At 42.6% G+C, this 13025-nt stretch carries 14 protein-coding genes; 11 read left to right on the top strand and 3 right to left on the bottom strand.

The genetic code is table 11. From position 1 onward, the window contains the following. Positions 1-33: 33 nt before the first annotated feature. The 7 genes from NUW02_00600 to NUW02_00570 all read left to right on the top strand — a co-directional run bounded on the left by NUW02_00600 (position 34) and on the right by NUW02_00570 (position 6947). Positions 34-618: a nucleoside-diphosphate kinase gene (locus NUW02_00600; GenBank protein ID MCR4274539.1), complete on the top strand. Its 585-nt coding sequence runs from the start codon at positions 34-36 to the stop codon at positions 616-618. 652 nt (positions 619-1270) lie between these two features. Continuing rightward, positions 1271-1693: a hypothetical protein gene (locus tag NUW02_00595; GenBank protein ID MCR4274538.1), complete on the top strand. Its 423-nt coding sequence runs from the start codon at positions 1271-1273 to the stop codon at positions 1691-1693. Further along, a complete protein-coding gene (locus NUW02_00590; protein ID MCR4274537.1) occupies positions 1690-3102 on the top strand; it encodes an MBL fold metallo-hydrolase in 1413 nt (470 codons plus the stop codon). Before NUW02_00595 ends, NUW02_00590 begins: the two co-directional genes overlap by 4 nt. 40 nt (positions 3103-3142) lie before the next feature. After that, a complete protein-coding gene (locus tag NUW02_00585) occupies positions 3143-3763 on the top strand; it encodes a hypothetical protein (protein MCR4274536.1) in 621 nt (206 codons plus the stop codon). A 427-nt stretch (positions 3764-4190) separates the two neighbouring features. After that, positions 4191-4724, top strand: a complete 534-nt coding sequence (locus tag NUW02_00580) for a hypothetical protein (protein ID MCR4274535.1) — start codon at positions 4191-4193, stop codon at positions 4722-4724. A 271-nt stretch (positions 4725-4995) separates the two neighbouring features. Beyond that, the gene (locus NUW02_00575; GenBank protein MCR4274534.1) at positions 4996-6276 is read left to right on the top strand and encodes an insulinase family protein; all 1281 of its coding nucleotides are present in this window, start codon (positions 4996-4998) and stop codon (positions 6274-6276) included. A gap of 140 nt (positions 6277-6416) precedes the next feature. Further along, positions 6417-6947: a hypothetical protein gene (locus NUW02_00570; GenBank protein ID MCR4274533.1), complete on the top strand. Its 531-nt coding sequence runs from the start codon at positions 6417-6419 to the stop codon at positions 6945-6947. Positions 6948-6969: 22 nt separating this feature from the next. Here NUW02_00570 and NUW02_00565 read toward each other — a convergent pair whose 3' ends face one another. Further along, positions 6970-8331: a hypothetical protein gene (locus NUW02_00565; protein ID MCR4274532.1), complete on the bottom strand. Its 1362-nt coding sequence runs from the start codon at positions 8329-8331 to the stop codon at positions 6970-6972. A gap of 60 nt (positions 8332-8391) precedes the next feature. Here NUW02_00565 and NUW02_00560 point away from each other — a divergent pair, with 60 nt between their 5' ends. Then, complete coding sequence (locus tag NUW02_00560) at positions 8392-8520, top strand: hypothetical protein (protein MCR4274531.1); 129 nt, start codon at positions 8392-8394, stop codon at positions 8518-8520. 5 nt (positions 8521-8525) lie between these two features. Here the strand turns inward: NUW02_00560 and NUW02_00555 are convergent, their stop codons facing one another. Continuing rightward, positions 8526-9095 (bottom strand): SET domain-containing protein, encoded by a 570-nt coding sequence (locus NUW02_00555; GenBank protein ID MCR4274530.1) that lies wholly within the window; start codon positions 9093-9095, stop codon positions 8526-8528. 22 nt (positions 9096-9117) lie between these two features. Between NUW02_00555 and NUW02_00550 the strand changes: the two genes are divergently transcribed. Continuing rightward, positions 9118-10755 carry a HAMP domain-containing histidine kinase gene (locus NUW02_00550; GenBank protein MCR4274529.1) on the top strand — a complete coding sequence of 546 codons (1638 nt, stop codon included), beginning with the start codon at positions 9118-9120 and terminating at the stop codon, positions 10753-10755. Here NUW02_00550 and NUW02_00545 read toward each other — a convergent pair. Then, complete coding sequence (locus tag NUW02_00545) at positions 10752-11396, bottom strand: hypothetical protein (protein ID MCR4274528.1); 645 nt, start codon at positions 11394-11396, stop codon at positions 10752-10754. The two genes, NUW02_00550 and NUW02_00545, sit on opposite strands and share 4 nt — an antisense overlap. An 81-nt stretch (positions 11397-11477) precedes the next feature. Between NUW02_00545 and NUW02_00540 the strand changes: the two genes are divergently transcribed. After that, positions 11478-11825, top strand: coding sequence for an ATP-binding cassette domain-containing protein (locus tag NUW02_00540; protein ID MCR4274527.1), 348 nt, complete (start codon positions 11478-11480; stop codon positions 11823-11825). Next, positions 11822-13015 (top strand): ATP-binding cassette domain-containing protein, encoded by a 1194-nt coding sequence (locus NUW02_00535; protein ID MCR4274526.1) that lies wholly within the window; start codon positions 11822-11824, stop codon positions 13013-13015. Before NUW02_00540 ends, NUW02_00535 begins: the two co-directional genes overlap by 4 nt. Positions 13016-13025: the final 10 nt, after the last annotated feature.

Below are 13025 nucleotides of genomic sequence, written 5' to 3'. Positions count from 1 at the left end.
CTACACTGCAACGGTTAAAACTAATTACAACGTATGCGAAACCCCAGAGAAGAGAAAACATTTGTGATGGTAAAGCCCGACGGAGTCCGAAAGGGGCTTGTGGGAGAGATTATTCAGCGTTTTGAACAACGGGATTTGAAGATCGTTGCTCTTGAGATGTTTCAGGCGACAGAAGACCGTGTGAACGACCACTATCCTAAGGATACAAAATGGATTAACCGCCTTGGAGAAAAGACCATGGGCACATATGAGAAGTATGGTATTGACGCAATTGAGGAGATGGGAACTAAAGACACCATGGAAATAGGCCAGAAGGTGAGGGGGTGGCTCATTGAATACCTTATTATGGGACCATCGGTACGAATGGTGGTTGAAGGTGTGCATGCTGTTGACATGGTGCGCAAAATTGTCGGTCCAACTCTCCCGTACCTTGCAGAAATGGGCACCATTCGTGGTGATTTTTCCGTTGACTCTCCGGTACTGGCAAATGCCGAGAAACGAGCAATTATGAACCTGGTGCATGCGTCAGAAACACCCGAAGAAGCGAAGCACGAGATAGACTACTGGTTTGGAACAAGCCCAATTTACTCATATAAACGATTTGGAATTGACAATTAGCCCTACGCTTGCTTCTATTTTTGAAAGCACGAAAACCGCCAGCAGGCGGTTTTCTCTCTCCGGCACCGCCGTGCCTTCAAAGTCTTTCAAAAATAGAAGCTTGCTCCGTACACGAACTTTTGTAAGACAAAAGTTCTATTTTAAATTCAAAAGACATAAACACGATAGAAAAATACACATCTCAAATAAAAAGAAAATTTCTGTCAATTATTTGAAACAGACAAAACAAAAAATCCGTCTGCATGGCGGATTTTTTGACACACATACTTCACTTTTTTGTGTAGTGTCGTGCAAAGCATTATCCCCCTTGTCAGTGTTCTTTGATAGGGAGTAGGATTGGTGTAGGGGTTATTTTGGATATTATCTAGATCAAATTAATTGTTACAGGGAGTCTGATTTTGTTTCAAACCATACGCTCCGGTGTATGTACTTAGGACACCCACCTAGCACATGCTAGGTAACTCATCTGAGATAGCCCCCACACGAGTACTTCGGCCCCCCATAGGTCGAAGTTTTCGTTTGTAACAGAAGCAAGACTCCTGAAGCTTCAGGAGTCTTGCTTCTGTTTGTCACTCACTACTTTCTACATCCTACTTTTTTGCTATACTACATACATAGAAACGATACTTACACGCATTAATTTGATACTTTTGTGCCCTCACGACACCAACACATCTTTCTTTTCATACTTTTATTCACTGCACTCCTTGTCTATTTTCTTAATGAGATAGCACAAGTCAATTTTTATTACTGGACGTTCTGGTGGTACGACATCATGATGCATTTTCTTGGTGGTTTTGTTGTTTCTGGAGTTGGACTATGGGCGTTTGTGCGTTTTACTCCAGCATCATATACACAGATCCAACAGATGTTGTATGTTGCACTCGGAACAGGGATAGTTATTGGCATCAGTTGGGAATTTTTTGAATATCTTAATGGGATGTATGTTGCACAGACAAATATTGTAACTGATACCGCAGGAGATTTGATTATGGATTGTATTGGCTCAATTACCTCATGGCTCATGGTGCGTTCTATGCTTTCACCAAATCCACTTTCTAACCAATCATCATGATGCAAGACACAACAAAAAAAACAGCAAAAGAAAAAGCAAAAGAAAAAGGAAGTGTGCAGTTGGGTTTTTATGGAGGAGTTGGCTCAGTAACTGGTGCAAATTTTCTCCTCACCACGCCGAAAGGGAAAGCTCTTATTGATTGTGGTATGCGTCAAGGACTCCGCATGTGTGATGTCAGCAACGCAAACACGTTCGGCTACGACCTTTCAACACTTGATGCGCTCGTAGTAACACATGCACACATTGACCATATCGGACGTATTCCAAAACTGGTGAAAGATGGATTTCGTGGGCACATTTACTCAACGCCAGAAACAAAAGAACTTGCCGAGGTAATGCTTCCAAATGCAGCCCAGCTTCTTACCGAAGAGGCGATTTCGTGTGGCACAACACCTCTCTACACAGCCGATGACGTGCCCCCTATATTCTCACAGTGGCAAACGTACCCATACTACACACCGTTTCAAGTTGCTGATATGACGTTTGAATTTAAGAATGCAGGACACATCCTCGGTTCGGCAATTGTGCAGTGCACACACCCGTCCGTCGGGAAGATTATCTTTACTGGTGACTTAGGCAACATGCCGTCACTTATGATGAAAGATACTGATGTGATTGAGGATGCAAATATTCTGGTGATGGAGAGTGTATATGGTGATCGTGTACACGAGAATGTTCCCGACCGCCTTGCACAATTGGAAGATGTTATTGAAAACACAATCAAAAATAATGGCACACTTCTTATCCCAACATTCTCCATTGAACGTACACAAACTATTTTGTACGAAATAAATATGCTTATTGAGCAGGACAAAATTCCAAAAGTTGCCGTCTTTCTCGATTCCCCTCTTGCCACAAAAGTAACTGAAATATATAAACGCCATCCTGAAAGTTTTAATGAAAAGACGCAAGAAGCGATTGCGGGAGGAGATGATATTTTTGCTTTCAAAGGATTGACAGTGATAGCGTCAACACAAGAATCAAAAGCAATTTACGAAACTCCCGGGGCAAAAATTATTATTGCCGGCTCAGGAATGTCACATGGAGGACGAATTATTGGACATGAAAAACACTATCTTTCAGATGCAAACAGCACACTACTCATTGTTGGGTACCAATCTCCAGGAAGTTTGGGACGACAATTGATTGATGGTGCAAAAAAAGTAACGATTGGAAAAGAAACTATCCCAGTGAACGCAACGGTTCGTTTTGTATCAGGATATTCTGGTCACCGAGATGTGAATGGTCTTATGGCATTTGTAAATGCAATGAGCTTAACCCTGCGGAAAGTATTTGTCACAATGGGTGAACCAAAAACATCCCAGTTTCTTGCGCAACGACTTCGCGATTACATTGGTGTTGACGCGGTCTATCCAAATCTTGGCGATAACGTCACCATTTCGAAATAAGCTTACTACTTACTACTATCCTGTTGTATACTATTGACGTATGTCTTTGCGAAAAAGAACAGAACACGATATAAAAATTTGTGTATCAGGTGCTGCTGAGACCGCTTCGTGTGGTTCACGTGCATATGAAGTTGCTAAAGAGCTTGGACACGAAATCGCAGCAAATGGCGCGGTTCTTGTAACGGGTGCCACGACAGGTTTTCCTCTGTGGGCGGCCATTGGAGCAAAAGAAGCAGGTGGCAAATCAATTGGTTTTTCTCCGGCAGCGTCTGAACGTGAGCACGTTGAAGCATTTCGCCTGCCGTTGGACTACATGGACATGATTGTGTACACAGGTTTCGGCTATTCAGGACGCGATCTTATTCTTACACGCTCATCAGACGCCGTACTCTTTGGGTGCGGACGCATTGGAACCATTCATGAATTTACGATTGCCTTTGAAGACAATAAGCCGATTGGTATCTTGGAAGGGGAATGGACGACAGACGAAACCATGAAAATTATTCTGGAGCGAAGCAATCGTTCACACGAACGAGTTATTTTTGACACGAACCCCAAAAAACTTGTGGCAAAAGTGATTGAGCTGGTGAAGCAGGACAAATTGGCAGACCGGATGACCACAAGCTACCGCCCAGGCGAAGAAGGCGAACTCAGGGGTTAAACGCCCAACGGATACTATTTCAATTGACCCAGACAAATTGGTCTATAGGGGCTAGAAAAGCCCCTACGTAGGGGGCTTTTTAGCTGTTCTGGTGGAGTCCTTAAGTTGCTTGACTTAATCCCGGCAAGCCCTTGTGCTTGGAACGGGGTGCCCCTTCGCACTTGACTTTTATTCGTGTCTTCTGTATCTTTGTAGGTAGATAGTACTGGCAACCAGCCCACTAAAGGAGGTGAGAACAGGTGCCCAATCACATGCCCGACCCCGACGAGCGGGACACGACCGAGGATACGGCCATGTTCGGTCCGTTGATGGACGCGGAGGAGGACGACTACAGCGAGGACAGCTTCCCTGCCAGCGACTGAAGTCTCTACCGAACCACTTGCCCCCCTGATAAGTACGCGGGGGGCATCTTTAATTGGAGAACACCATGATTACCTTTCACACAAGTGAGGAACTCAATCGTCTCCACGAAGCGGAGGCAATTGAGGCCTATCCGACTTGGACGCCGCCGTCAAAGGAGGAACTGGAATCCCGCAGGGACAACTATGAGCGCATTTGGGCTCAGATTGGTTCGGCACTCATGGCTCACATGGAGCAAATCACAGGACTCACATTCGAGCCACACATTGAGTGCTATGTTCTTTCAGGGACTATACGAGACCATTCGCGTCCGTTGGTTCTCAAAAGTCGATACACGGAAGAAGAGTTCATTGTTGCCCTGTGCCATGAACTCACCCATCGATTGATGTCTGGTTCGGAACACGCGCCGTTGCCGTTTCCTAATGAAAGCCAAAAGGTACGCAACCACGTGATGACATATGCAATTCTGTCGCTTATTCTGTCCGGTGGGCAGTTGAAGGTGGCACGGAACACTACAAACGAGAACTATAAACGTGCGTGGGACATCATCGACCGAGACGGTGCAGACAAAATCATCAAGGATTTCCGTAAGGCGAATTAAAAGGAAGGCTACAAAGATACCCAAAGATTGGGTTTTCTGTCCCAACTGTAGCCTTCCTTATTTATTTGTCAGACGGGCACAGAGGCGTGTTGAGTATGAAAAATTTAACGTCTGCGCAGGTGGGTGTCCTCTGTTTTGGACCACTTACCATCCTGAGAAACTCATTCCTAGATGGTGAGAAAACATTTTTTGATCAATGGTGGTAATTGGTAAACACCACCAAACACCACCATTTTCTTTTTTATATTTTTTTGGGGTATAATCCACGTATATGCAAAATATCACCACAAAACGGCTTAAAAATGGCATGAAACTCATCCACGAACGAAGGGCGGGGAGCACTATCAGTGCCGTTTCGATACGTTTGAAGGCGGGCGCCGTGTACGGAGAAAAGCCCGGAGTTGCTCATTTTCTTGAGCACCTCGTGTTGGATGGAACAAAAAACTATCCTACAAAAAACGAATTAGAAAATCTTGTCTCTGAATGTGGTGGTCGAGGAGGTGGAAAGACCTGGTATGAAGATGTTTGGTACTGGGCTCTTGTGCCAAGCCATACTCTGGATTCTGCTTTAAAATATGTTTTTGAAGCAACGTTTCAACCACTCCTACGAGAAGAAGATTTTATACGCGAACAGAAGGTTGTATTTCAAGAAGCAAAAAGACACGAATCACAATCTTCTTCCTTGTCATATGACAAAGCACAGTCACTTCTTTTTTCTGGAACACCTTTTGCACGAAGAGTTCTTGGGACTCCCGAAGAGGTGATGAATGTACAACATAAAGATGCGATTGATTTCTGGACCAAAAGATATCTTCCGCACAATGCGGTTTTGAGTGTTGTCGCCGATATGGATTTTGAAAGTATTGTAAAACTTGTTGAAGAAATATTTTTTTGGGACGAAGAAAAAAATACAAGTATCTCTCCCACCTTATTTCAATTTAGCGATATACGCTCACCAAGTCTTTCTTTTATTGACGATTCTCAGGCCGATCAAAACCGAGTACTTATCTCCTACCGCGCACCAACGTTTTTTGATGAAACAAAACCTGCGGTTGATATGCTTGCAACTATTCTTGGTGGTGGTAAGACATCACGTCTTTTTAAAGCAGTTCGACATGAAAAAGGTCTTTCATATGATACGTCAGCTTCTGTGTCATCTGACTCTGAGTGTGGAAAGTTTGGAATTAGTTCAGGGACTACACCAGAATTATTACCCGAACTCTTTGATATTGTGTGCCGTGAGGTATTACGTATGTGCACAGAGGAGTGTACTGATGGGGAACTTGAACCAGCGAGAGAAAGAAGTATCTTTAATTATTATGTAAAAAATGAAAGGGCACAGGAACGGACAGAATCTCTTTCGTGGTTTGCACTTCACGCCGAGCACCCAGAAGAATTTCTTGATATAGAATCTCGTTACGCTAAGGTAACTAAAAAAGATATCCAAGATGCCGCGAAGACAATTTTTGCATCGTTTCCAGCAGTTGTGGTGGTCAAACGCACAACAGACACGATTTCAATTGACCCAGATAATTTAGTCTATAGGGGATAGAAAATCCTTTTAAATAAGGGCTTTTTAGCTGCTCGGGCAGGACCTGTGGAGTGTCTTGACAACACACTTCTTTATGCTATAATAGACAACAGAAAACATGGGGATGAACCTCATGTTGTGATCCGAAAGGGAGGTTGGTAATGTCCAATACTCAGCAGCCCAAGACATGGAAAGAGCGTCTGGGCATTCTGGGAGTTGGCCTTACTGCCAACTTCCTGATGGTGCAGGGGTTTGACTACCTGCTCTACCCGGCCGTCATGTTGTACTTTGGTACGCTCGTCGGCGCGGCCATCATGTGGGTTCTGTCTCTCGCGGTTTGCTACGCAACCATTCGTTTCTACGACTGGTCGCGTACCGACTGGTTGGGCATCGAGACGCTCAAAGAGGTTCGCGATGCCGATGAGAAGGAGAAGTTCTTTCACAAGGTGATGCAGTGGGCGATGCGCCGCGGCGACTGGATGGTCATGCTGATCCTCTCGGTGAAGTTTGACCCGTTCATCTGCACCGTGTACATGCGCCGTGGGGCACACCAGTACAACGGCATGACGGCTCGGGACTGGAGAATCTTCCTCGTCTCGTTCGTCATCGCCAATACGTGGTGGACGCTCGCAGTCTTCACTGGCCTCGAGGCTGGTGAGTGGATCATCAAGTCCGTCTCCTCGATGTTCTAAAGGGCACGTCAAGGAGACATTCTCAGGCAGCATTCCGTGAGGGGTGCTGCTTTCTTTTTGTGTGCACGAGCACGTGAGATTTACGTATTTGAGGTTTGTTTGAAACACCGTTGAGGTATCCCCACTCCTTCAGCTTTTTTGCGTCAGATTTCATAAAACTACTTCCAATGTCATTTCTATAAAACATTTTAGGAATGTGTATTTTTTTGATTCGTTTATGAAGTAATCGTTGGGTTTCAAGCACGGTTTCACCCATAGCGGTCACATACAGGGCGTACCCCCTGTCATCAGAGATGTAGTACCCACCGCCCTCCTTGTCGTCTCTTTTTGAAATTTCCTCAAAGTGTATGTGTGTAAAATCTTCCTCTGTCATATCATTAAAAAAAACATCCATACCACGGCTTGTGATTGGATGATTTTTGAAATGGTACGGGAAAGGTGGGACAGCCACTATCGCAACGAGGCCGTACCCTTTTTTCCATTTGAGGTTGTATGGTTTACCGCTCGCCACTGCGTATAAGAACTCTCCCCACGGCGATTCCTGGAATTCTGTCTGGAGGTGTACTATCGGGCAACCAAAACGTGCGGTTGCCTCTGTGGGGAACGCACCCTCTTCATTCACAATACAATTGATACTGAAGTCACCCCGGAAGTCTGCTTTTTGTAGAAAGGGTTTTAGTTTCGCAAGGGTCTCTTTAAATAATTTGTTGTTTTCATTGTCGTCGTACCATGCAAGGGTTCCCATTTCTGACGTGGTTGGTCCGACGTCCCCAGGGAAGAGACGCTTGTGTTCCAGACTAATTTCAGTTGGTCCCACCCAGTTCTTACCATTGAAATATCGAGCAGCCCCCATCTCAATACCGACGACTCTTTGGTGAAGCGAAATGGTTCCTTGAGAATAACTACCGTTTGCTTTTTTGTAATTCTCCAAGACACTAATCGTATCGCTTGCGTCTTCAAATTGCCCGACGTAATTAAATTCACGCTCAGGACCATTTTGTTTGAGAACCCACATACCTCGATTTTCTTTTAAAAAAGCCACCGCATCATCAATGTGGTGGAAATCAAGAAGGGGCATCGTTTTTATTCCGTGGTGTCTAAAAATCTCTTGTCCGATGTATCGATTTATTTCGAGTTTCTCACCTTCGTATGACCCACCAAAAACGGTATACCCGTCCTTTCTTAGTTTGTCTTGTATTTTTCCGAATCCTATGTCGTCAAATATGATTAACCCATCATCTTTTCCAACCCATGTGAGATCTTTTTTCCAATCATCTGTATGGGAGACGAGGCCGTTGAAGTTTCTTTTGCCGTCTGGTTCTTCAACGAAAAGTCGTACGCTATGCCCCTCTTTTTTTAAGAGGAAAGCAAGGTTTCCGGCCATAGTGTCCTTTGAGACAAACAGTATTCGCATATTAGGGTATGCATAGTATAGTATCTGTATATGGACAAAAAATCAAAGATACTACTGGTACTCTTTTTGTTAGTCGTTGTTGTTTCAGTGGGATATACTTACTACAAAACAGTCGTTTTACAAGACTTTGAAGTTATAGAAGAAGTGGCAGAGGAGTAGAAACATTACTTAGTGTCATAGAAATCCTTAGGAAGTATATACAGCTTCTTTTTTGGGTTTTTTATCTTTTCTTGCAGATAATATTGGAAGTAACCGTCGTATTTTTTTTGAAGATTAAGGTTTTTCCAATCGTCTCCACTGATTACTTTTCGACAAATTTTTGAACCACAAAGGCAACTAAGTTTGTAAGGTGGACTATTTACCGGGTTACTTAAGACCATGGCATAGTCGAAGGTCACCTCTTCGTGTTTGCGTATTTTACGCATTGCAACTAAAAAAATTTGTCCCTTAAAACCAGCATTTGGGCTACAACTGTGGTTAAAATTATCAACCAACTGTTTGTCGCTGGGGGTTTTTATACCGATGACAAATTGATCATGTATTTGATGAGCTAGGTCTCTGATTGAAGATGGAAGCTCCAGCTCTGCTTTCAGTGTCATTATAAACCCACCAAAAATGGCCAGTATCTCGTTTTTGGCTATATTTCTAGTAGCAAAAACCCCACCCCCATACTTTTTTGTATTTTTAACTTTTAAACCCTTATTCATCCACGAATACCCCTTTTGTTTTTTCATGAATCTATTATACAATTTTGTTATGGAAATGTTACTTTGTCTCGATTCGACAGCAAACTTCCTTGGTTTGTTTGATACAACAATTGCACCCACGCTCCTTTATTATGCATATTTGCCAATCGCTATTTTTTCAGTTTTTTTTGGATTTTTTATCTTTTTTAAAAACCCAAAACAAATACACTCAAGACTACTACTCGCGCTTTCTCTAACGTTTGCGTCACTTATTTTAAATGAGGTAGTGACGTGGATAGCTGTTCGAGCAGATTTTGTTCATTTTGGTTGGGAAATGTCGGCATTTTTCCAGGTAACACTAGTGTTTTTAGTTGTCTATTTTACTTGGACTTATTTAAAGAAGTCGAGTTTGAATATTAACCAAAACGGAGTACTTCTCCTCTTGTATGCACCGGTTATTGCTTTGTTACCTTCGCGCTTTAATATGGTTGCCTTTGACCTTATTAATTGCGAGGGTATAAACGGGCCTCTCTGGTATTACATCTATGCTCTCGAATTCTTTGCAATTGCATTTGTTGGTTACCTAGGAATTCACTATTTCCGTAAGACGGCAGAAGGTGAATTTAAAAAGCAGATTGTCATGCTTTCAGTAGCGTCGGTGTTCTTCCTTTCCATATTTACAGCAACTAACGTTGCTGGTGATATTTTTTCCGTGTATGAGGTGAACCTAATTGGACCAATTGGAATGGTTCTCTTCATTGCCTTTCTTGCATACATGATGGTGAAGTTTCATGCCTTCAACACGCGTATTATTGGGACGCAAATGCTTGTGATAGCCCTTGGTGTCTTGGTATTTGCGATGCTCTTTGTTCGAAGAATTGAAAATGTTCGATATGTGATTATTGCGACGCTTGGCCTAGTTACGGCCGTCGGAACAGCCCTTATTAAAAGTGTGAAACAGGAAGTGCGATTGCGTGAGGAGACACAGAAACTTGCAAAGAGTTTGGAATTTGCGAATGTGCGACAACTTGAGACACTCCGGTTCATCACACACGAAGTTAAAGGGTACCTTACTGATGCATCGGCTGGGTTTGATGCGATTGCCACTGAAAGTTTTGGTCCCGTTGCTCCCGATATTAAGGCGATATCTATAGAAGCATTGAGGCGTACACAAGAGGGAGTTACTGAGGTTAAAAATTTCTTGCATGTGTCTGACTTTAAGACGGGGCAAGTCACATATGCAATGCAAAATTTGAGTTTGAAGGAATTGCTTATGAAGGGGATTGAGGACATGAAGAGGCGCGCCGAAACCAAGAAACTAGCACTTGCTTTGGATATACCAGAGGGGGATGAATATACGATTTCAGGAGATGCCGACTATATTTTCAATCACGTGCTTAAAAATCTTATTGATAACGCCATCAACTACACGCCAGAGGGTTCGGTGACCGTGTCTCTTGCACACAAAGACGGTAAGATTATTTTCTCTGTTAAAGATAGCGGTGTGGGGCTGACGGACGAAGACAAGGCGGTGCTCTTCACCGAGGGTGGGCGCGGAAAAGACTCACGCATCACCAATGTGCACAGCACCGGCTACGGACTCTTTATTGCCAAGCAAATTGTTACTGCACACAATGGACGCATATGGGCCGAGTCCAAAGGACGAGGTAAAGGCTCCACCTTCCTCGTTGAATTTCCTGGGGTTTAGCGAGATATCTCTCCAATAGTTTCTAGTATATATGGCACGTTTGGGTAGTGTGTATTGAATACCTCATCAATTTTTGTGGTATCTATCTGAATATGTTGTTGTTTTGTTATTTCTGGAAAACATTTCTCCATCAATAAATCAACCACTCGTTCTTTTTCCCACTGGCCAATTTTGTATGTATCTATCAGATGTTGAATGTGTAGATGGATGATTTCATGGAGTATATTTCTCATTAGTCCAACATTGTAAAACTTTGAAATATTAACGATTACCTTATTGGGCAAGGAATAACTTCCTGCTGTGCCATACATAACCAAATGAACGATAATATTTGAGATGATAGGCAACTCAGTCTCTTTCAAAAAAGATACTAATCTACCTTCGTATAAGCTAAAAAGTTTTGTCATTTCTTTTTCAGAGGAGATGTGTTTTTCTTGGTTATATTCTAAATCGATAGCATTTAAAATGTCCTCGTCAGAAGTACTTACGAGATTATTCGTATCGAGATTTTTTGGGAAAGCAATTATATCAACGTTATATCTATTATCCCGATACCACGGAAGGCGCTTGATTGTATTGATAACTCTCTCTTTCTCAAGAGATTTTGAATATTCAAAAGATAGTTTGATTGATTCTTCCATGTACTCATTATGACATAAAAGATATCCAACCTTATTTTTCGTCGAATTCCCTGGGGTGTAGGTACGGTGTAGTATGGGGGTATGAACAGGAACCCTCTTATTCTCATACAAGACGCATCCTACTCAATAAGAGATCAGCTTTTGTGGCATATTTCGCACCTCACCCTGTTTTCAGGAGATTGTGTTGGTCTTATTGGTGATAACGGAACAGGAAAAACGACATTGCTCAAAATGATACATGGGGATATTGCGCCAGACACAGGTTCTTGCACAGTGAATGGAAAAGTATTTATTGTTCCTCAAAAAAGAGATGCAGATAAAGAAGCCACTCTTGCCACTCTCTTATCCAAACACTCGGTTTCAAAACATCTTTTTGAGAAAGAGTTTTTGACCCTTTCAAAAAAACAGTACCCTTCGACTCAAAAATGAGTAACTTATCTGGTGGGGAATACATCAAAGTATATCTTTCTCTTGCTCGAGTGTTGGCCCCAGGTATTCTATTACTTGATGAACCAACCAATCATCTTGATTCTGCTGGAATTGCTCGTCTGAAGTCCTATCTAAAAGTTTTTGTGGGTGCGTATGTCGTCGTGTCACACGATATAGACTTTTTGAATGCAACAACTAACCAAATTTGGACCATTGAACATCAAAAAATTAGAACCACGGAAGGTACCTATACGACGTATGCACAATTGATTGAGAACGAACGCGCCGCTGCCACGCGCCAGTTTGAGGCAAAGAAAAAAATAGTGAAACAAGCGAAGTTGGCACTTGTTGTTGAACACACAAAGAAGCAGAGGTCTGTATCTGTTGGAAAAAAAGAGAAACTGGACAACAATATGTCGCCGTACGAAAAGGGATATTTTAAAGAACAATCGGAGAAACAATCAGGAAAGAACCTCACGAGACTAAAGAGTGCAAAAGAAGAAAAAGAAGAGGATTTGCAGGATGCCATACTCTCTAAAAAACACATTGTACGGCTTGATGTACCTTCAAAAAAAATAGGTAGAAGATTTGTAGTATCGGTTGATGGTGCCAACCTCGTTCTTCCAAATAAAACAGTGGTATCGGATATTTCTTTTGATGTGTTTACCGGAGACAGGGTACGGATTACGGGAGATAATGGGTCTGGTAAAACACTTCTTCTTAGAGCACTTTTTGACGACACCTCCCCTGCAAAACTTGTTGGCATAGTCAAAAAAACGCCAAGTTTGAAGGTGGTGTATTTAGACCAGCACTATGATTTGGTTTCCCGAGAACTTACTGTACTTCAAAATATACAGCGTATTACACATACAACAGATGACAAACTTTTGCGTACACACTTGGCTCAATTTCTTTTTAGAGAAACACCAGAGGTAAATAAAAAAGCCGGGTCACTCTCCGGTGGGGAGTTGGCACGACTTTCTCTGGCGATGATAACCATTGCTGACTTTGATTGTGTAGTTCTTGATGAACCAACTAACAATTTGGACATTTCTACCATCTCTGTATTTACAGAGGCACTCGCTAACTTCAAGGGTGCAATTCTGATTGTTTCTCACAACGAAGACTTATGTGGCCACCTTGGGATAACAAGAGAATACAGCATACAGAATGGATATTTTAAAAAGTGAACACTTTTTC

It is taken from the genome of Candidatus Campbellbacteria bacterium, assembly GCA_024653945.1.
Taxonomy (GTDB): Bacteria; Patescibacteriota; Minisyncoccia; order Phycocordibacterales; family EsbW-18; genus EsbW-18.
Note: the sequence above shows the minus strand (reverse complement) of the source record. Positions and strands in the feature narration are given on the sequence as shown.

What these genes read in the sequence shown, in the direction of transcription:
- NUW02_00600 (MCR4274539.1), top strand. Translation starts at nt 34, where the DNA reads ATGCGAAACCCCAGAGAAGAGAAAACATTTGTGATGGTAAAGCCCGAC.
- NUW02_00590 (MCR4274537.1), top strand. Translation starts at nt 1,690, where the DNA reads ATGATGCAAGACACAACAAAAAAAACAGCAAAAGAAAAAGCAAAAGAA.
- NUW02_00585 (MCR4274536.1), top strand. Translation starts at nt 3,143, where the DNA reads ATGTCTTTGCGAAAAAGAACAGAACACGATATAAAAATTTGTGTATCA.
- NUW02_00580 (MCR4274535.1), top strand. Translation starts at nt 4,191, where the DNA reads ATGATTACCTTTCACACAAGTGAGGAACTCAATCGTCTCCACGAAGCG.
- NUW02_00575 (MCR4274534.1), top strand. Translation starts at nt 4,996, where the DNA reads ATGCAAAATATCACCACAAAACGGCTTAAAAATGGCATGAAACTCATC.
- NUW02_00570 (MCR4274533.1), top strand. Translation starts at nt 6,417, where the DNA reads ATGTCCAATACTCAGCAGCCCAAGACATGGAAAGAGCGTCTGGGCATT.
- NUW02_00565 (MCR4274532.1), bottom strand. Translation starts at nt 8,331, where the DNA reads ATGGCCGGAAACCTTGCTTTCCTCTTAAAAAAAGAGGGGCATAGCGTA.
- NUW02_00560 (MCR4274531.1), top strand. Translation starts at nt 8,392, where the DNA reads ATGGACAAAAAATCAAAGATACTACTGGTACTCTTTTTGTTAGTCGTT.
- NUW02_00555 (MCR4274530.1), bottom strand. Translation starts at nt 9,095, where the DNA reads ATGAAAAAACAAAAGGGGTATTCGTGGATGAATAAGGGTTTAAAAGTT.
- NUW02_00550 (MCR4274529.1), top strand. Translation starts at nt 9,118, where the DNA reads ATGGAAATGTTACTTTGTCTCGATTCGACAGCAAACTTCCTTGGTTTG.
- NUW02_00545 (MCR4274528.1), bottom strand. Translation starts at nt 11,396, where the DNA reads ATGGAAGAATCAATCAAACTATCTTTTGAATATTCAAAATCTCTTGAG.
- NUW02_00540 (MCR4274527.1), top strand. Translation starts at nt 11,478, where the DNA reads ATGAACAGGAACCCTCTTATTCTCATACAAGACGCATCCTACTCAATA.
- NUW02_00535 (MCR4274526.1), top strand. Translation starts at nt 11,822, where the DNA reads ATGAGTAACTTATCTGGTGGGGAATACATCAAAGTATATCTTTCTCTT.